The following is a 19,254-nucleotide window of genomic DNA, read 5'->3' as shown; positions in this document are numbered from 1 at the left end:
TGTCTACTTCTCAATTCTTATCTAAAAACCCAATCTTCAAGTTCGCTCTTAAAGGTATTGGTAAATCTGGTGATGCTATTGAAATGGTCGCTGTTGATAGAAAAGGTAATACTCTTAAAGGCAAAGGGAAAATTAAATAATTTTTTCTCTTTTCTATATTCCCCTTCTTTGAGGGGAGTATAAATATCCTCTCTTTAAATCTCCCAATAATTTCTACAAGGTTAAACGTTAATGTTGAAAAAATTTTTTATAAGCACTTTATGTATTGTTATATTTTTACAAACAAATATTTTTGCACAAACTATTAATTTAGATCAAGCTGCACTTGAGACAAAAAAAACTCATAAAAGCCCACTTGTATATCTTCATAGAACAGGTTGTCCATATTGTGAGCGTTTAGAAGAGTTTACTTTTGATGATGACGATGTGCATGACTATATAGAGAAAAATTTTAATTTTATACAAATAAATGTATCATATACTGAAGATATAATAATTTATAAAAATAAAAAAATGACCCCTAGAGAATTTGCAATAACAATTGGCTATAATTTCTTTCCTAGTGTGCTTTTTTTAGATGCACAAGCAAATTTAGAACATGCGAGTGTAGGTTATATAGAGGAGAAAGATTTTTTAATTATTCTCAAATATATGAAAACTGATGCTTACAAAACTATAGATATTGACCAATACAAAAAGCAAATTGGTTTCACTGAAGAGAATAGTGAAACTACAATAGATAAGAGACAAAAACTATGAAAACAGGTAAAGTTATAAAATTATTTACAACACTTGATGATGCAAACAAAACAAGAGTTTCACCAGAATCGATTACAGTCGATAATGATGGGGTATATGAAGATAAGTTTTATGCCAAAGACTTACTTCGATCCGTACTCATTACATCACTAGAGAGTTATGAAATAGCAAAAAAAGAAGCTATAGAGATTGAGTATGGCTCACTTGGAGAAAATATACTTGTAGATATAAATCCATATGATTTAGTTCCTGGTGAAACTTTACAAATTGGTGAAACAACACTTGAAATCACTCAAAACTGTACACTCTGCAAAGGTTTATCAAGTGTCAACTCTCAACTTCCAAAAGTTTTAAAAAACGATAGAGGGATATTTGCAAAAGTTATCAGTGGAAAATCTGTAATAGAAATTGGAAATGTGATAAAAATTTAATATTATTAATTTTATTTATATCAAAAAAATGTTACAGTACGTTTAGAATCAATTAAACAAGGGGTTTACATGAGTAAATTTAATACTTTTATCTTGGTAGTTTTGAGCACTTTCTTTTTCTTAGGATGTACAAAAGAAGTCCACATAAAAAACACTACAACAACCCAAGATGTGCAAGTTTTTACACTCAATAATGCTGATAAAAAAATTACACCAAAAAGTATTGAAAACGCTTTTATTGCTACAGGTCTAGAAGTTCCTGGAAACAATGATATGAATAAACCTTTTTCACAAAGATTTGGAAATACCCATTACGAGACTTACAACCTTGCAATGTATCAAGATCCAAAACTAAGTTTAACACTCATTAAAAAGTACCCTCAATTTGGTGCACTTATACCTCTTACTATGTCTATTTGGTCCGAAGGTGACACTATAAACATCTCAACTCTTACACTCAATGGTATGGCGAGGGCAACGGGTATCCCTGTAACTGATCCAGATTTAATTTTATATGCCAAAAAAATTCATAAAGCTTTGCAAACTGCTTTACCAAATGGAGTGTTTAAATCTTTAACTTATCATCCAACTCCAAGAGATCAAACTTTAGCTACAAACTTTGTTTTTAATATAGATTTAGATGGAAACAATCCAAATGATTGGAAAGAAGACACAGAGTCTGAATTTGAAGCAGAGATGGAACCTCTAGGATTTTTATTTCCAAATTATACAAACTTACAAGAAGAGCTATTTGATAGTGATGGCTATGACAAATATGACTTCTATGATACATACTCTATATGCAAATTTGATGTAATTTATCCAGTATCAAAACTCCATCCAGAAGCTGGGGCATGGGCACCATGTTCATTCTATTTTTACAAAATCAAAGGGGAAAATAAAGTACATGCTGGTTGGCTCTCTGTTGAAAACTGGATTACATCACTTGATATACAAGATAAAGAATCAACGCAGCCTCTTAGAGAAGCGCAAGGGATGATCGAAAATATCTTAAATGAAATGTTTAAATAATTAAAGGATAGCTTTTGAATTTAAAAAGTTTTTTAACAGAGTATGGAGAAAAAGTTCCTGGTTATGATGTAACGGTTATCAATGAGCGAGAGGCAAGAGCAGCTGCAGGGATACTTGGAACTCTTGGAATGATCGTTATCTTCGTAGGTATTGGATTTAACCATATCATCGTAGCAAGAGTGTATCTAGCATTTTTATTTTTTGACTTTTCTGCAAGAATGATTTCTCCAAGCTATTCTCCCTCTTTACTCCTTGGTAAATTTGTTGTACAAAACCAAAAACCAGAATATGTTGGAGGACTGCAAAAACGTTTTGCATGGACACTTGGATGGTTTATCTCTTTACCATTAGTTTGGTGGTTTGTACTACACTGGGATATCACTTTCTATAAAGTAATGTTGTGTGTGCTTTGTCTTTTACTTACATTTTTAGAGAGTGCTTTTGCTATATGTGTAGGGTGCCTTATATACAAACTTATCACAAGAGAAGACCCTAAACATTGTCCAGGTGGTACATGTGAAATACGTGTAAAAGAGCCTATTCAAATGTTTAATCCGCTCCAAAAAATAATTACTACCATTACAATAACTGGTCTCATTGCAGGAACATATCTATTTTTTGCTTATGAAGAACCTAAAACATTCTTTGGAGAATTTTTACACGAAGCTGTACTTACAGATGCCCAACTCCAAGCACAAAAAGATGCAGCGTATGATAAAGAGATGGAAGCAGAATTTGGAGATGAAGAGGGGGAATAAAGACACCTCTCTTTTATTTATAATATTTTATAACTCCATCCATTTTTGAACCCATATTAAGCAAAACCATATCAGCGACTACTAAAGCTGCCATAGCCTCACATACTATAGTCCCACGAATTGCCACACAAGGATCGTGACGCCCTTTTAACGAGAAATCTACCTCTTCATTTGTTGTTGTAATTGTATGTTGCTCTTGAAATATAGAGGGTGTAGGTTTAAAGTAAACATTGAGCACTATATCATCCCCATTGCTGATACCACCTAAAATTCCACCTGCATGGTTTGATTCAAAACCATTAGCGCGTATTTGATCATTATTTTGGCTTCCTGTAGTTTTTGCACTCAAACAACCATCACCTATCTCTACACCTTTTACAGCGTTTATACCCATCATAGCATCTGCTAAAACACCATCAAGTTTATAGTACATTGGTTGCCCTAACCCAATAGGTGCATTTTTTATAACTACACGGCTTACTCCACCAACAGAATCGTGTCTGTTTTTGGCTTCAAGGATGGCATCTTTTTGCTTTTGTTCAACATCACTATCGAGTGCATAAATAATACTTTGATCCACATAACCATAATCAAATTTATTTGCTTGAATCCCTGCTACTTCAGAGATACCACTGAATACTTCAATACCTAACTCTCGTAACATTAGTTTTGCAATAGCTCCCGCAGCAACTCGAGCTGCAGTCTCTCTAGCAGAACTTCTTCCACCACCACGGTAATCTCTTAGTCCATATTTATGAAAGTAAGTAAAATCGGCATGTCCAGGACGAAATACATCTTTGATATTTGAGTAGTCTTTTGATTTTTGATTTGTATTGTAGATAACCATTGCTATTGGTGTTCCAGTAGATTTGCCTTCAAAAACACCACTTAAGATTTCAACTTTATCCTCTTCTTTACGTGCGGTTTCAAATTCACTTTTACCAGGTTTTCTACGATCAAGCTCATTTTGAATAAACTCTTCATTAATCTCTAAACCAGCAGGAACACCATCAAGTATACAGCCAAGTGCTGTACCATGAGATTCACCAAATGTTGAAAATTTTAATTTTTGACCAAAACTATTCATAAGACCTCTTCCCTAGCTTTCTTCATTTAACATTGCAACTGTGAGTTTTGCTGCTTCTTGTTGCGCTATCTTTTTACTTTTTCCAACTGCTCTTGCATACTCTTTATCTTCTATAAATACACCCACTTCAAACTCTTTTTTATGATCAGGTCCACGAGATGCTAACACTTTATACTCTGGTGTTATACCAAAACGAGCTTGTGTAAGCTCTTGTAAAGTTGTTTTAAAATCACGAAAGAGTGAATCAAGTGAAATCTCTTCATGATTTTCTTCAATAAGTTTAATAGAAATCTCTTGCACTTTTTCTAAACCAGCTTCGAGATAAATAGCACCCATAATTGCTTCAAAAGCATTTGAAAGAAGAGATGGTTTTTCTCGTCCACCATTATTTTCTTCTGCATTTGAGAGTAAGATATACTCCCCTAAGTTAAGTGCTCGTGCTAATTTATCAAACCCCGTTTCATTCACTAATGATGCACGAATTTTAGAGAGTTTACCCTCATCAGATTTTCTAAACTTTCTAAACAGATATTCCCCCACGACAAGGTCTAAAACTGCATCTCCCAAGAACTCTAAACGCTCATTATCGTAGGGCTGTTTATAACTTTTATGTGTCAGCGCTTCGATAATGAGGTTTTTATCTTCAAACCTATATCCTAACCTATGTTCTAATGTATCTATCTTTTTGTGCATAATATCCTCAACTGAAATGTTTACCTCATTGTAAATTTTTTACTGCCTCTGCAGCACCACGTGCTAGTTTATCACACCGCTCATTTTCAATGTGTCCATCGTGCCCTCTTACCCAAAGCGCATCTATTTTATGAGGTTTTGAAACCTCTATATACTCCTGCCAAAGGTCAGGATTTTTCACCTTTTTAAACTCTTTTTTTATCCAACCATCAAGCCACTCAGTGATCCCTTTAACAACATAAGAGGAATCACTGATAATTGTAACATCACAAGGTTGCTTGAGCGCTTTTAAACCCTCTATAACTCCGCGAAGCTCCATTCTATTATTTGTAGTGTGCTCTTCACTCCCTACAATCTCTTTTTCTTTGTCAGCATAACGAAGTATCGTACCAAAACCACCAGGTCCAGGGTTGCCTAATGCACTTCCATCACTGAAAAGAGTTACTTTCTTCACCAAATTCCCTCATATAATCGCGCCCAAGTGTTATCTCTGTAGTAGCACTATCAATCGCATGACATGCACTACAACGATGAAAAGCAAAAGGGTATGTTCCCTTACAGCTTGAACACACATATTCAAAACCGAGCGTTGCATTTGCCTTTCCACCCAGCTTTATTAAAACATCAAATTCAAAAGTTGAACTCGATTTTGCCAAGTTTATATCACCTCGAGCACTATAAAGCTCTCGTAAATAGCCATTTTGTGAAATTATATCTAAATTAAGTTCTTGTGGGTTTAAATTCCACAGCACTTGTACTAAAATATCACTCTTTGAATGATCCAAATTTTCCCATGCAAGTTTTGGATTTATACGAAATAGATACTCAAAAATCATATAAATCAAATTATGATTTTCTTTGTAGATTGTTAAAAGTTTTTCACATTTAAGCTGTTCACTCAGTTTTGTATCATTGAGGATACTTAACGCTTGAAGATATTCACTATCAAGTGCTATATCTTCTCCTAATTCATCTAAAGGCTCTAAAACATCCTTAGCAGCTTTATAGTCGCGCATCTGTTCATACACAAGTAAAAGGTAATTAAGCGCTTCAGGTGTGCGGGGAGATTTTTTTAAAATCTCTAAAAATATCTGTTTTGAACGCGCTAAAAAACCAGCACGGAAATAAGTTTTTCCGAGTAAAAACATCGTTTTTTTGGCATCTGATTCTTTACTAATTTGTAAAATCTCATTATATATCTCTATCGCTTTTTCATAATCCCCATTTTTGTAATATGAAGCTGCAAGTAATAACCAAGATTTTTGAGAGAGAGCACCACTAGAGATAAGCACCTTAAGTTCGTTTTTTGAAGGGAGTGTACGAAACTGTTTAACAAATCTGTCTATATCTTTTGTATCTTCTTTACGTCTATATCTCCCCCACCAGTAAGAGATAAATGTGATTACAAAGATGATAGAGAAAAAGATAATAATAGAGAAAAGTGGATCACGAAACTCTATAAAAAAACTACCCATCTAATATACCACTATTCCATAATCATTTTTTAAATTGTAAAATGTACAATCGTGGGTAATTTCTAAATCTTTTGTACGACCTAATTGTATAAGCGCATTTTTTGGAACAAGGATTCCATGCTCTTTAAAAAACTTTTTGATATTTACAAATTTTACATCTTCGACAAATTTATACTCAAACTCATTATGTAGTTTCATTTTGTCTGTTAAAAAAAGATGCTCATTTACATGAAGCTGATCGGATGCATATTTGATTGGAAGGTATCCTGAGAGGTCAGTAAGTATCTCTTCAACATGTTGATATTTTTGTGGCAGTGTATTTTTTTCAATAAAAACGTATTTGTTATTGAGTTTAAGTGTAGAGGAGTTTTTCCAGTATTTATACGCTGGATTAGAGATGCCAAGTTTTCCATAAACTTCACGCCAAAGCCAAAATGAATTAAGCGTATCTGGTAAAGCTGACATATCTTCCCCCTTCTATTTTATCTATTTCAGTAAATTATATACTTTTTTTTCAAATAGATTTATTAAGGGCACCTCTAAAAAAGGTTGTAGTGTTATGAAAATATTCCCACTACAACTTTGGTAACCACAAAACCACCAACTACAAGCCATACAAACATTGCACCTGCTGTATAAAGTGGAGCGAGTCCCAAACCTTTAAATTTAGAGAAAATTGTACCCATACCAAGTGCTGTCATAGCCATTGTCAGTAAAAATGTATCGATCTCATTAATAACACTAACAATCTCTTTTGGTACTAACTGCAAAGAGTTAAACCCAGCCATACCGATGAAATACACCGCGAACCAAGGAATCACAAGTTTTACACCACCTGCAGCCGAACCAGTTTTTTTCGCTGCCATCGAAAGGTAAATTCCTAAAATAATTAACATCGGCGCAATCATAATAACACGTGTCATCTTCACAATTACAGCTGAATTTGCCATCTCAGTAGGAGCACCTGGGATTGAAGCTGGAACAGCTACAACTTGTGCAACTTCATGTATAGTACCACCAACATAGATACCAAACTCTTGTGTACTCATATGTAAAAAACCAGTAGCTGGTTCAATAATAGTTGAGTATAAAACTGGATATAAAAACATTGAAATTGTACCAAAGAGTACAACCATAGAAACTGCAACAGCAGTTTTGTGCCCCTCAGCTTTTAAAACTGGCTCTGTTGCTAAAACAGCAGCAGCTCCACACACTGAAGCACCTGCAGCTGTTAGCATTGATGTATCTTTATCCATTTTGAAAAGTTTATAACCTAAATATGAACCAAGAATAAAAGTCGTTGCTAACATAATGAGTGAAACCATGAATCCACTCATACCAACATCCATAATTTCTTGAAAAGTAATTCTAAAACCATAAAATACAATTGCAAAACGAAGAATTTTTTTACCAGAAAATGTTATACCACTTCCCCATGCACTTGGTACATGATTGTGTAAAGTATTTGCATAAAAAATACCTAATACAATACCAATAACTAATGGAGATATCCCTAAATTTTTAATAGCACTAATATCTGCAATCATAGTTGCTGCTGCTGCAAAGATAGCAACAAAGATAATTCCAGAGATTGTCCCTTTTCGATTTTCTTTTGAAAATGCCATAATCTCACCCTTTTATAAGAACTCTATAAATTTTAAGGCGCAATTATAACAAAAACATCACATACTAATCATTTACTTTTACATCTAAAGCATTTTTGACAACACCTGTGCCACTATCATCTAACTGCTTAAACTCCGTATTTTCTAAGCGTTTAGGGTCTATATTTTTTTCATTTAATAAATAATTTTCTATTATACTTTGTCTATTTTTTGCTAGTGATTCTAGCTCTTTAGGTAAAACTTCTTGTATATCTATATCTAATGCTAAGAGCTCTTTTTGATATACCCTTTGTAGCTCTTCACCTTTATACTCTTTTTCAAGTCTCTCTTTAAGTCTATCAAGTTTGTCATCATCCCGTAAATCATCATAAATCTCTTCTAAGAGATCTATCGTTAAAGCATTCTCTTGTTCATCGATATTTTTTATGCCACTTTTTTCAAGTACAATAGCTATAAGTTTCTCCCGCTTAAGTGCAGATAAATCAGCTTTTTTATCATATGTTGCTGAGATTGCTAGATTAATTTTCGGGCGTTTTAACATCATTTTAGCAATATTGTCTAACTTCTCACGCTGCGAAGGTGTTATAACAGATTTTCCATCTTCAAACTCTATGTATGAAAGCTTTTCACCATCAATTCCCATCATAGAACCTAAAAGTGCAAACGGAGCTGTGACCGCTTTTGTGATGAGATTGGAAAATACTTTCCAAACTACTGCCCCATATCTAAAATCAGGTGCATCTACATTGCCTTCAACTGGCAAATTCAGATCAATTATTCCATCATTATCTTCAAGTAAACCTATTACAAATCCAAGCGGTAAATGGGTTACATTCTCATCATCGATCTCATCACCCAAAATAATTTTATTAATCATTACACTATTTGAACCTTGCATTTGTGAGTTAATGATGTCATAACCTAAGTCCAAATAGAGTTTCCCAGAATCGATTTTATACCCAGCGAATGTTGCACTGTACCCACTAAGAGAACTCAACTCCAAGTTTTTAAAGTTAAAATCAAGATCAGTATAAAGTTTTGGACTCGATGCATCAACACTTCCTTTAAGCACGGTAGAACCATATTTATCAACCTCTCCAAGAAGATTGATATAACTTGTTTCACCTGGGAGCGAAGAGAGTACATAGATGACACCATTGAGATCATGAATATGTGTTTGAAATTTAATTGGTATAGAAAAATCAGCAAACTTTGCACTTCCGTTTGTAACATTTATTTTTACTATTTTTGCATCAAATGGTTTTGAGTTATCAGGCTCTGTTTGTACCGTAATATTCGATTCATTTGTATCGATTTTTTTACGTAATTTTGCAAAATTGAGTGTTTTATTTTCATCAACAAACGCATCTACATAAAAAGCATCTACATCTACCTCATCAACATATAAACGATCTGGAGAAAGCTCATATGTAAACTTTTTAACATCAAGCTTATTCAGTGAAAAAAGTGTCGAATCATCTAGTGCATTATTGATAAAAAGGGATTTTATATCAAGTTTTCCTTCTACACTTAAATCAGGTCTGTTTTTTGATTTTACGTAGCTTGTTTTTCCACTTATACCTAATTTTCCATCTTCAACACTTATATATGTTGCTTCATTAAGATATGGGTTAATATCTGCAATTGAAAGATTTTTAAGATTAAATTGACCGCTTTGTTTTAAAGGTGTATGGCGTAACTTCCCATTGGAATAAAATTGTCCAGTTTTATTTATTTGTAGAGAAGTTTTATAGTTTAGCCACGTATTTTTATCACTATCGATATTAAAAACAGAAACATTGATTTTTGAAAGTGTTTGTTTTACCGTTTTCTCCAATGCTTCATCGGTAAAATCTACTTTGGCATTATTGAGTGCAAACTCTTTTATATTAAGATGAAAATCACTTTTTTCTTTCTTGTTAGTTGTTTGTTTTTGAGTTTTTGGAACAACCAAATCAACTACATTGAGTTTTGTATCTTTATATCTTTTGATATAAGTGTGGAGATTATTTAAATCAATCTTACCAATTTTCATATCTTTTTTAGCAAGATCAAAACCTATCTTATCAAAAACAAAAGAGTTAAATGTAACTAAATTCTCTTTTGTATCTCTTTTTTTCAATCTAAAATCATTGAGAGACAAAAGTGAATCTTCTAACATCACATTAAAAGTGTTATTGTTATCTAGTAACTTTAAATGTATATCCATATTTGTGAGTAAAGAATCAAGTGCTACATTATATTTTTTCAGTATATTAGCTGCAGCTTGATCGATATATGGGTTGTAGTGGGTAACATCAAAATCTTTACAAACTATGTGAGAACGTATATCTAATGGTTTTTGAACAATATCACCACCCAATTCACACGAAGCTGTTTCATTGATAAAAGTGGAAATTTTATATGGAAAAGGGGTTTTAGAATTTAGTTCTATATCTTTAGCAGCGATAGTAAGATCAGAAACTTTACTCACAACATTTTCATCTACTGTATAATCTGTAAATGTTGTTGAGATTTTTCCTAAGGCAATCGTATCAACATTTACACTCCATGGTGTAGCTTCACTTTTTGTTTGATTGTTTTCTTTTTGTGTATCTAGCGCAAAATAGTTTTGTAAATCTATAGTACCATCTTGTAATCTATTAACATTGAGATATAAAGAATCAAGTATAACATCACCTATATGAAGTTTTTGCTTCATTGGTAACATATCTACATTTGCAATTTGGAAGTTTTTTAATCTTAGAATATCCTGTGCTTTATCCTTTGGTTTAACTCGTAAATTATTTATCGCAAAATTAACGTTTTCAATTTTTGTAGCTTCTAAATCATCAAGATTTATACTAAAATCACTATTTAACGAAGCTTTACCATCTGCTACTTCAAAATTGAGCATATCTTTGATATAAGTCCACTCAGTGTAAAGTTGGTTTGCTTTAAAATCTATATGCCCATGAAACGCAAATGGTTGAAATCCATCTACTTGTGTATTGAGACTCAAAAAAGCACCATCACCTAAATTTGCATAAAAAGCAAAAGCACCATCACTGCTGTTTAAGTCATGTGTATCGATATCTTTAAGTTCAAGGTCTAACTGATTAAAGGTGAAATAAAATGGTTCATCCCTTGTAAAATCACTATAATGAATCTTTGCATCATCTATACTAAATTTTCCTATTATAACTCTAGGTATTTTAGTATCTGTTTTTTTATCGTTTTGCGGTGTTTTTGTCGTTTTGACTATACTTAAAAGGTTGAGTGTTTTATCTTGATTGTTTACAACATACACATTTGGATTTATTATCTCTAGTTTTGCAATATTTACAGCACCATATACTAAAGAGTATAAATCTAAATCAACAAAAAATGAATCTGCACTAAAAAGAGGTTTTTGGTGCAGATCACTCAGTTGAATATCGGAAATTTTAAGTGTAAAAAGGAAAGGGTTAAGATAAACAGAGTCTATAGAAACTTTTGTGTAAGTATTTTGCTCAATCAACTTTGGCAATTGTGACTTTAAAACAAAGGGAAGGATGAAAAAGCCTATAACTGCGTAAACTAAAACTATATATAGAAGATATTTTTGAAGTTTTTTCATGCTGTATACCCCACATCACATAGTATGCGGAGTATAGCTTATTTAAAGTTAATTATAAATTTACAAATTACTTTAATTGCTCTTTACTTGGATAGATAAAAGTTGAGTTTCTATACACTGAGATTTTTTCACTTGGTTTGCCATCTTTATCTAAAGCATATGCATGTACTTTGATAGGGATGATAGTATCCACTTTTTCAGATTTTCCAAGATCACCAACTGCACGTAAAAGTACAATTTTTCTTTTCTTTTTCTCTGGAATTACCGTAAAAGGTTTCAATGGTCTTGCAACTTCTATACTTCCTTGAAACTCTTTAGGAATCTCTACATCAAAGTAGTACTTCATTTTCTCTTTTTGGATATTTTGTACCAAGAATGTATAAGAGTTTTCTACTACAAATTTACCATCTTTTTTCTCTATACTATATGCTTGTGTCTCTTTATTAATATTAAGTAGCATATGCTCTTTTGTTGTTCCCATGAAACCTAAAATAGTTGCTACGATTAATAAAATCACACCATATGCTAAAACTTTTGGACGGAAGAAACGAGTTTTTCCTTTACGATCAACAATCTCATAATCACTTGACCAAGTAACAAGTGAAGGCTTACCTAGTTGTCCCATAACTGATGTACAAGCATCAACACACTCTAAACAGTTGATACACTCAAGTTGTAATCCTTTACGAATATCGATATGTGTAGGACAAACAGTTACACACTTTTCACAAGTTGTACACTCTGCTGTTTCATTTACAGCTTGAAGATCTTTTTGTTTTGTAAACTCTTTAGTTCCCTCTTGATTGTAAATAGTTCCACCACGATGCTCATCATATAATGCCATAACAGTATGCTCATCATATAAAACAGATTGAATACGAGAATAAGGACAAACATATACACAAAAGTTCTCTTTTAAAAAGATAATGTCATACACTAAAAATCCAGCTACACCGATAACAAACCCTAACATTACAACATGATCCGCTGGATTGTTTAAGTAGTTAAAGAAATCCTCTGGCGGTACAAAATACCACATAAAATCAGCTGCAGCTAAAAGAGCTAAAACAGTCCAAATTAATATAGCAATTACTTTTTTTACCTTATTTTCAGGCTTTGACATATCTGGTTCTTGTTGTTTATTACCTATACGTTTTCTAAGACCTAAAATTTTTGTCTCAATTAAGTCGCGATAGATAACTCTAAAAAGAGTTTGCGGACAAAACCATCCACAAAAGACCCTACCACCAACAACTGTCATACCAAAAATACTTATAAAAAGTAACATCAATAAAAATGGCATCAAATACAACTCTTGCATATCAAATTGAATAAATGCAAGGTGTAACTTCAATTTATCAAAGCTAAATAAAAATAGATGATTTCCATTTATCTCTATCCATGGTATTACTATTGAAATAATAGTTGCTACTACAATCATGTAATAACGTTTATATCTCCAAGGTGAAGGTATTTTAAAACCTTTTTTTGTAGTCTCTTGACTCATACGAATTCTCCTAAATTTTAATCTCTTGTAATCTCAGTTTGGGCACACTATAGTGTTTATGATGTGTTCTTCAGCATTTTCTGGAGCTTTTGGTAATAACGAACCAAAAGCAACTTGTTTTAATTCGCGTGATTCTATGTAGTCCTTTAACGAACTCCTACTCACTCCTAGTAAACGTGCTATTTCACTCACACTCTTACCATCTTGTATATACTGTACAATCTCATTTATGTAGATATCAAACTTTGAACTAGATTTACTGCCTCTTGGTCTTCCTATAGAGCGTTTTGCTTCTTCTTGTAAGCTTTGTCTTAGGTGATCCATAAGACCAAGGACTAACATAGAACTACTTCCTTTACTCATTATAACATTTTGTTTAATAAAATGCACATTAAACTCATTACGCAAAAGGCAAGAAAACATCTGAATAAGGTCTTCCATATTCGTTGTTAAAACCCAAATATCACTTATGAGCAAAGATGAACCACCATGAGACTGAAAATATTTCGTCACCTCTTGGCGATCTTCTAAACGTTTGTTTTGTGAAGAGTAATCTATATATTCATCATCTATAACAATGTTGTTTGCAATAGCATAAGAGTTTATAAGTTGTAGTTGTTCATGAACAGCGTCAAAGTTCTTTTCTGGTCTGATATAAGCAATTGTCATAACGTATAAACTCCACATAAATTTGATTTTCATCGTCATTATATCCCTAATTGATGTTAAAAGTCAAGTAATCTTTATATTTATTCGTCATTTTTTCTTAAATTTTTGTAATTGAAAATATAACTACAGAAGTTTTTATGCTCAAAGATGTTAAAATCCACATACAAAAGATTCAAACCATATGACAATAAGATGACAACAAAACAATATATTTTAGAAACGATCAAAAAACGCCCACTTATCATTGATGGTGCTATGGGTACACAACTCCAACAACGTGAAGCACAGATTCCACAAGAAGCTTGGGAAGGAAATGAAGGGTGTAATGAACTATTAAATGTCACAGCACCTGAGGTGATGAATGATATTTTCAATGCCTATCTTGTTGCTGGTGCTGATCTTATCACTACAAATACATTTGGGTCATTTGCTTGGGTCTTGGATGAGTATGGCATCTCTGATCGTGCATATGAGCTCACTCGTGCTGGAGCTGAGTTAGTAAAGAAAAAATGTGAAGAGTTTTCAACTCCAGAACAACCAAGATTTTGTTTAGGCTCGATTGGTCCAGGGACAAAACTTCCTTCGCTTGGGCATATCACATACGATGAGATGTATGAGGGGTATACTGAGTTTTGTTTAGGTTTGATCGATGGTGGTGTAGATATCTTTTTGCTTGAAACTGCACAAGACCCTTTACAAATCAAAGCAGCTTTACATGCATGTCAAGAAGCATCTCGTCAAAGAGATGTAGAGATTCCAATTATGGTTTCAGTTACGATTGAGCTTAGCGGAACTATGCTTATCGGAACTGATGCAAGTACGATTGCTACTATTTTAGAGCCATTTGATATTATCTCTTTAGGGTTTAACTGTGGGACAGGTCCTGATCAAGTTGAAAAACATGTCAAAACTCTCAGTGAGCTTTGGGGTAAACCTATTAGTGTTCATGCAAATGCAGGTTTACCACAAAACCGTGGTGGGTATACTTATTACCCAATGGGACCAGATGAGTTTGCAAACAAACAAGAGAATTTTTTACGCTACGATGGCGTTAGCTTTTTAGGTGGATGTTGTGGGACTACACCTCAGCATATTAGAGCTTTGGTTGATCGTGTTACTAACAAACAGCCAAAAAAACCTATTGGCTCACAACCAACTTCGTTAGCTTCACTTTTTAACACAACGACGATCAAGCAAGATCCAGCTCCACTACTTATAGGTGAGCGAAGCAATGCAACTGGTTCAAAAGCGTTTCGTGAACTCCTTTTAGATGAAGACTATGAGGGGACTTTAAGTGTTGGACAACAACAAGTACGTGCTGGTGCACATGTACTTGATGTCTCAGTTGGGTTTGCAGGGCGTGATGAGTCTAAAGATATGAACAGCGTTATGCAGATGTACGCACAAAAAATCGCTCTGCCACTTATGCCTGATTCTACCCAAACTCCAGCGTTAGAGATAGCTCTTAAAAACATCGGTGGCAAACCGATCATCAACTCTGTAAACCTTGAAGATGGGATCGAAAAGTTTGATGCGATCTGTTCTTTAGCTAAAAAGTTTGGTGCTGCACTTGTTTGTTTAGTGATCGATGAAGAGGGGATGGCAAAAACAGTTGAAAGAAAACTTGAAGTTGCCGAGCGTATATACCAATTAGCTACAGAAAAACATGGTATAAATCCTGAAAATTTAGTATTTGACCTCTTAACATTTACACTTGGAAGTGGCGATGAAGAATATGTCGATGCTGGGATTAATACAATCGAAGCAATCCGTGAATTTCAAAAAAGACACCCTGAAGTAGGAACTACGCTAGGACTCTCAAACATCTCGTTTGGTTTAGATAAAGATGCCCGACCGTACTTGAACTCAATGTTTTTACACCATTGTATTGAAGCTGGACTAACATCGGTTATTATCAATGTAAAACATATCATACCAATCAATAAAATCTCAAAAGAGGATCAGGGTATCTGTGATAACCTGATCTTTAATCGTGGAAAGGAACCACTTTTTAAGTTCATCGATCATTTCAGTTCAAAAGAGGCAGTTGATAGTGAGGCTGAAGATGCTGAATATTTAGCGATGAGTGATGAAGATAAGATCAAAAAACTTCTAATGGATGGTGATAAAGAGCGTATGATCCCACTTGTGGAAGAGGCTCGTCATACAATTGCTCCAGAAAAAATAGTAAATGAAATTTTAATCGATGCTATGAAAGTAGTTGGTGAGCTTTTTGGATCAGGTCAAATGCAGTTGCCATTTGTTTTGCAGTCTGCCGAAACTATGAAAAAAACAGTTGATTACCTTAACCCTTACCTACCAAAAGTTGAAAAAGCGGTTGATACAACTTTGGCACTTGGAACAGTTAAAGGGGATGTGCATGATGTTGGAAAAAATCTTGTAGATATCATTCTCTCAAACAACGGATATAAAGTACAAAACCTTGGGATCAAAGTGGAGCTTGAAGAGTATATACAAGCGATAGAAGCTGGACATATCTCAGCACTTGGAATGAGTGGTCTACTTGTAAAATCAACACAAGTGATGAAAGAAAACCTTGAAGAACTACAACGTCGTGACATTAATATCCCTGTTTTACTTGGTGGGGCAGCACTAACGCGAAGTTTTATAGATGATTTTTGCCGCCCTATCTATGATGGACCTATCTTTTACTGTAAAGATGCGTTTGATGGTGTAACAGCAATGAGTCGTATCGAAGCTGGAAATTTTGATACGAACCTACATCCTGATGCACCAAATGTAGAACACAAAGAGAAAAAAGAGGTAATTATTCCGCCATTTTCTGAGCTTACAATGCCCAATCGCAATGTAACAGTTCCAACACCTCCATTTTGGGGAAGACGTGAGATCAAACTAACACAACAACAAATCGAAATGGCATTTGAGTGGATCAACCATAAGATACTTTTTAAACAACGTTGGGGTTATAACTCTAAAGGGCTTAGTAAAGAAGCGTATCAAAAACAGCTTGATGAAGTGGTTTGGCCTACATATGAAAAACTCAAACAACAGTTTTTGGAAGAGAAACTCTTTGAGCCTACTATTTTATACGGTTACTGGCCATGTAGAAGTGATGACACCTCTTTATTAATCTTTGATGAATCGGAAGGGTATAACAGCGAAGATCAGATCAATCGTGAACCACTAGACAACGTTATGGGACGTGCAAAAGAGATACTTACTTTCCCTCGCCAGAGTAAACAGCCTCACAGAGCACTCAGTGACTTTTTCCACAGCGATCGTCATGATGTGATAGCTATGACTTGTGTAAGTGCTGGGGCAAAACTCAGCCAACTTGAAAAAGAGATTTATGATCGAGGGGATTATACAGAGTATTATCAAGTGCATGGTTTAGGTGTAGAGTTGGCTGAGGCGTTAGCTGAGATTGCACACAAACAGATCAGACTTGATCTTGGGATTACCAAGAGTGAAGGTGCTACAATCGCAGATGTACAGATGAACAAATACCAAGGTGCACGTTACTCATTTGGATACCCGGCATGTCCAGACCTAGAGCTTAACCGCCCACTTTTTAACCTTCTAAAACCTGAAGAATTTGGGATAGAATTAAGTGAAACTTTCCAAATTCATCCCGAACAAAGTACATCCGCTTTAGTTGTATACCATCCAAATGCAACGTATTACAATATATAGAAGAACTTACCTTCTTCTATAACTAACTGCTTCTAACATATGCTCTTTTGTTATTAAATTTGATTGGGAGAGATCGGCAATTGTACGAGCTACTTTTTGCAACTTCTTTATACTCCTAAAACTGAGTGCAAATCTATTTACTGCCATCTCTAAAACAGTTTTTGCCTCTGTATCCATTGTACAAAACTGTTCTATCTCCTCATCGCTCATTTTTCCATTAAAACTTATTTGCCCTCTTTGCAGTGCAAATATTTGTGCTTCTAAAACCATCTTGTGCATCTGTTTTGAACTATACGAACTCTGATCTTCTGATGAAACTTGTTGCATTACAACATTTATATCTATACGATCTAAAAACGGATCACTAAGACGATTTTTATACTTTTGAATCTCTAATTCATTACAACGACACTCTTTAGTCTCATCTAAAAGGTTACCACACGGGCAAGGATTCATCGCCCCTACAAATAAAAAGTTTGCTGGATAATCTACTTTTGCATTTACACGAGAGATGCGAATTTTTCCATCTTGCATCGGTTCACGTAAAGACTCTAAAACATTTTTTGAAAAGTGTGGTAATTCATCGAAAAAAAGCACACCATTATGAGCTAAGCCAACCTCGCCTATCCTCGCTCTGTGACTGCCACTGTAATTTACAACAATTAATGCGACAAACGAAAAAACAAAATCACGTAAAACAGAGGAAATCATAATGGCAGAAGTAAACAAGTTCACAATTAAAAATGCGACTATTACAATAAATAGTGCGACAACATTGCAATTTCACAGTAATAAGTGCGACTATATTCAAAAGCCTTTCATAATATGTTCTGCATATAGATGTAGAAATTATGTTTTATTATTTGAATTAGCAGGTTATAAAACAGATAAAATTATTGAACCTACAAGAGAACAATTTGAAAATGAGACCATTGATTATGACACCCCATATTTTAATTTCTTTTATGATGAACTTTTTGATAGTTTTGATATTAACAATGACAATAACACATTCTCTTTAGCTGGACTATATAAGGATGATGAACCAGTTTTTTACAAGAAATACAATAAGGGTAATAACCTTGAAAGATTTCATTTGTTTAAACTTGACGATCAAGCTTGGACTGAAGTTGAGTTAGATCTTAATGCTCTATATAATCGAGGATTATTTAAGTGGTATTTTTTTGCTAGTGGATGGATCAAAAAAATTTGTGAAAATTATGCACAATATTATTAATTAATATTTATTTCAAATAATTTTTTACTTTTTTCAAGTTATAAGTGTTATTATTTTTTTATGATTAATATAGGTAAAGCGCTACAATACTCTATTAGAACTAATCGTTTCAAATATATTAATAATCAAACCAATAAAGATACAGTTGTTGTATTTATTCACGGTATCTTTAGTTCTACGGAATCAGCTTTCAAGATCAAGAAAAACTATTATTTTTGGTCAGAACTCAGTAAGAAGTCAAAAATATTTTCCGATTTTCAACTAGCAACATTTGACTATGGCTATAGCAATCCATCTAAACTTTTATACACCCAGTCACCCATTAATTCACTCAAATTATTATCTGAAGAACTATACAATTATATTGAACATTATAAGAATATTATCCTCATAGGTCATAGCCAGGGAGGATTACTTGCAAAAGACTTTACAGTAAGGTTTAGCTACCTCAAAAGTATATATTTAGTTACATTACATACTCCTCATATAAATAATACAAGGATGTTTGTTATGAAACTTGAAAATGGCATACAAAAACAATGGAAAAACACAACATCTCTTGAGGTTCTGGAATGTCCCCAATAAACTAGACAAATACTGCTCCAGTAAAAACCTAATTTTTTAAAGACTCCAAATTATACCTTTTTTCAAATTCATTTGGAGAAATATAACCCAAATAACTATGTCTTCTTTTTGAGTTATAGAACA

At 33.7% G+C, this 19,254-nt stretch carries 19 protein-coding genes; 8 read left to right on the top strand and 11 right to left on the bottom strand.

Annotated elements, in window-relative coordinates; genetic code table 11:
- From ACQY56_RS04940 to ACQY56_RS04920, 5 genes are all read left to right on the top strand, one after another.
- A partial coding sequence (locus tag ACQY56_RS04940) for a thiosulfate oxidation carrier complex protein SoxZ (RefSeq protein WP_428743735.1) occupies positions 1-140 on the top strand: 140 nt, incomplete at its 5' end.
- 91 nt (positions 141-231) lie between these two features.
- A complete protein-coding gene (locus tag ACQY56_RS04935) occupies positions 232-759 on the top strand; it encodes a thioredoxin family protein (protein WP_428739375.1) in 528 nt (175 codons plus the stop codon).
- Positions 756-1,190, top strand: coding sequence for an MOSC domain-containing protein (locus ACQY56_RS04930; RefSeq protein WP_428739374.1), 435 nt, complete (start codon positions 756-758; stop codon positions 1,188-1,190). The genes ACQY56_RS04935 and ACQY56_RS04930 overlap by 4 nt, the downstream gene beginning before the upstream one ends.
- Positions 1,191-1,259: 69 nt before the next feature.
- Positions 1,260-2,222, top strand: a complete 963-nt coding sequence (locus tag ACQY56_RS04925; protein ID WP_428739373.1) for a hypothetical protein — start codon at positions 1,260-1,262, stop codon at positions 2,220-2,222.
- A gap of 14 nt (positions 2,223-2,236) precedes the next feature.
- Positions 2,237-2,980: a DUF4395 domain-containing protein gene (locus tag ACQY56_RS04920; protein WP_428739372.1), complete on the top strand. Its 744-nt coding sequence runs from the start codon at positions 2,237-2,239 to the stop codon at positions 2,978-2,980.
- Positions 2,981-2,993: 13 nt separating this feature from the next.
- Here ACQY56_RS04920 and aroC read toward each other — a convergent pair whose 3' ends face one another.
- The 9 genes from aroC to ACQY56_RS04875 all read right to left on the bottom strand — a co-directional run bounded on the left by aroC (position 2,994) and on the right by ACQY56_RS04875 (position 13,667).
- Complete coding sequence (aroC, locus tag ACQY56_RS04915; RefSeq protein WP_428739371.1) at positions 2,994-4,067, bottom strand: chorismate synthase; 1,074 nt, start codon at positions 4,065-4,067, stop codon at positions 2,994-2,996.
- A gap of 12 nt (positions 4,068-4,079) precedes the next feature.
- Positions 4,080-4,760: a ribonuclease III gene (rnc, locus tag ACQY56_RS04910; protein WP_428739370.1), complete on the bottom strand. Its 681-nt coding sequence runs from the start codon at positions 4,758-4,760 to the stop codon at positions 4,080-4,082.
- Between the two features lie 25 nt (positions 4,761-4,785).
- Positions 4,786-5,214, bottom strand: coding sequence for a ribonuclease HI (rnhA, locus tag ACQY56_RS04905; protein ID WP_428739369.1), 429 nt, complete (start codon positions 5,212-5,214; stop codon positions 4,786-4,788).
- The gene (locus ACQY56_RS04900) at positions 5,189-6,235 is read right to left on the bottom strand and encodes a tetratricopeptide repeat protein (protein ID WP_428739368.1); all 1,047 of its coding nucleotides are present in this window, start codon (positions 6,233-6,235) and stop codon (positions 5,189-5,191) included. The genes rnhA and ACQY56_RS04900 overlap by 26 nt, the downstream gene beginning before the upstream one ends.
- Positions 6,236-6,700, bottom strand: coding sequence for a hypothetical protein (locus ACQY56_RS04895; protein WP_428739367.1), 465 nt, complete (start codon positions 6,698-6,700; stop codon positions 6,236-6,238). It lies immediately after the preceding gene.
- Between the two features lie 92 nt (positions 6,701-6,792).
- Positions 6,793-7,860 carry a YeiH family protein gene (locus ACQY56_RS04890; protein ID WP_428739366.1) on the bottom strand — a complete coding sequence of 356 codons (1,068 nt, stop codon included), beginning with the start codon at positions 7,858-7,860 and terminating at the stop codon, positions 6,793-6,795.
- Between the two features lie 64 nt (positions 7,861-7,924).
- Positions 7,925-11,458 (bottom strand): DUF748 domain-containing protein, encoded by a 3,534-nt coding sequence (locus ACQY56_RS04885; RefSeq protein WP_428739365.1) that lies wholly within the window; start codon positions 11,456-11,458, stop codon positions 7,925-7,927.
- A gap of 67 nt (positions 11,459-11,525) precedes the next feature.
- A complete protein-coding gene (gene ccoG, locus ACQY56_RS04880) occupies positions 11,526-12,965 on the bottom strand; it encodes a cytochrome c oxidase accessory protein CcoG (protein WP_428739364.1) in 1,440 nt (479 codons plus the stop codon).
- Positions 12,966-12,998: 33 nt separating this feature from the next.
- Positions 12,999-13,667, bottom strand: a complete 669-nt coding sequence (locus ACQY56_RS04875) for a recombinase family protein (RefSeq protein WP_428739363.1) — start codon at positions 13,665-13,667, stop codon at positions 12,999-13,001.
- Between the two features lie 159 nt (positions 13,668-13,826).
- Here ACQY56_RS04875 and metH point away from each other — a divergent pair, with 159 nt between their 5' ends.
- Entirely contained in the window at positions 13,827-17,309 is a 3,483-nt protein-coding gene (gene metH, locus ACQY56_RS04870; protein WP_428739362.1) for a methionine synthase, read from the top strand.
- Between the two features lie 6 nt (positions 17,310-17,315).
- On the opposite strand, the gene ACQY56_RS04865 is transcribed toward metH, so the two are convergent.
- A complete protein-coding gene (locus ACQY56_RS04865; protein WP_428739361.1) occupies positions 17,316-18,020 on the bottom strand; it encodes an ATP-binding protein in 705 nt (234 codons plus the stop codon).
- A 1-nt stretch (position 18,021) separates the two neighbouring features.
- On the opposite strand from ACQY56_RS04865, the gene ACQY56_RS04860 reads away from it, so the two are divergent.
- Together ACQY56_RS04860 and ACQY56_RS04855 are read left to right on the top strand one after the other, a co-directional pair.
- A complete protein-coding gene (locus ACQY56_RS04860) occupies positions 18,022-18,546 on the top strand; it encodes a hypothetical protein (protein WP_428739360.1) in 525 nt (174 codons plus the stop codon).
- A gap of 60 nt (positions 18,547-18,606) precedes the next feature.
- Positions 18,607-19,131, top strand: coding sequence for an esterase/lipase family protein (locus tag ACQY56_RS04855; RefSeq protein WP_428739359.1), 525 nt, complete (start codon positions 18,607-18,609; stop codon positions 19,129-19,131).
- A gap of 28 nt (positions 19,132-19,159) precedes the next feature.
- Here the strand turns inward: ACQY56_RS04855 and ACQY56_RS04850 are convergent.
- Positions 19,160-19,254 (bottom strand): IS3 family transposase (locus ACQY56_RS04850; RefSeq protein WP_428743734.1); only part of this gene is annotated, 95 nt, incomplete at its 5' end.

The sequence above is a fragment of the Sulfurimonas sp. genome (assembly GCF_050296975.1).
Lineage (GTDB): Bacteria > Campylobacterota > Campylobacteria > Campylobacterales > Sulfurimonadaceae > Sulfurimonas.
The sequence above is the reverse complement of the archived record's forward strand: the minus strand, read 5'-3'. Positions and strand labels throughout refer to the sequence as shown.

Bases quoted from the DNA above. Each gene is read 5' to 3' on its own strand.
- rnc (WP_428739370.1), bottom strand. From the start codon at position 4,760: ATGCACAAAAAGATAGATACATTAGAACATAGGTTAGGATATAGGTTT.
- ACQY56_RS04855 (WP_428739359.1), top strand. From the start codon at position 18,607: ATGATTAATATAGGTAAAGCGCTACAATACTCTATTAGAACTAATCGT.
- ACQY56_RS04865 (WP_428739361.1), bottom strand. From the start codon at position 18,020: ATGATTTCCTCTGTTTTACGTGATTTTGTTTTTTCGTTTGTCGCATTA.
- ACQY56_RS04890 (WP_428739366.1), bottom strand. From the start codon at position 7,860: ATGGCATTTTCAAAAGAAAATCGAAAAGGGACAATCTCTGGAATTATC.
- aroC (WP_428739371.1), bottom strand. From the start codon at position 4,067: ATGAATAGTTTTGGTCAAAAATTAAAATTTTCAACATTTGGTGAATCT.
- ACQY56_RS04930 (WP_428739374.1), top strand. From the start codon at position 756: ATGAAAACAGGTAAAGTTATAAAATTATTTACAACACTTGATGATGCA.
- metH (WP_428739362.1), top strand. From the start codon at position 13,827: ATGACAACAAAACAATATATTTTAGAAACGATCAAAAAACGCCCACTT.
- ACQY56_RS04925 (WP_428739373.1), top strand. From the start codon at position 1,260: ATGAGTAAATTTAATACTTTTATCTTGGTAGTTTTGAGCACTTTCTTT.
- ccoG (WP_428739364.1), bottom strand. From the start codon at position 12,965: ATGAGTCAAGAGACTACAAAAAAAGGTTTTAAAATACCTTCACCTTGG.
- ACQY56_RS04885 (WP_428739365.1), bottom strand. From the start codon at position 11,458: ATGAAAAAACTTCAAAAATATCTTCTATATATAGTTTTAGTTTACGCA.
- ACQY56_RS04895 (WP_428739367.1), bottom strand. From the start codon at position 6,700: ATGTCAGCTTTACCAGATACGCTTAATTCATTTTGGCTTTGGCGTGAA.
- ACQY56_RS04875 (WP_428739363.1), bottom strand. From the start codon at position 13,667: ATGAAAATCAAATTTATGTGGAGTTTATACGTTATGACAATTGCTTAT.
- ACQY56_RS04860 (WP_428739360.1), top strand. From the start codon at position 18,022: ATGGCAGAAGTAAACAAGTTCACAATTAAAAATGCGACTATTACAATA.
- ACQY56_RS04935 (WP_428739375.1), top strand. From the start codon at position 232: ATGTTGAAAAAATTTTTTATAAGCACTTTATGTATTGTTATATTTTTA.
- ACQY56_RS04900 (WP_428739368.1), bottom strand. From the start codon at position 6,235: ATGGGTAGTTTTTTTATAGAGTTTCGTGATCCACTTTTCTCTATTATT.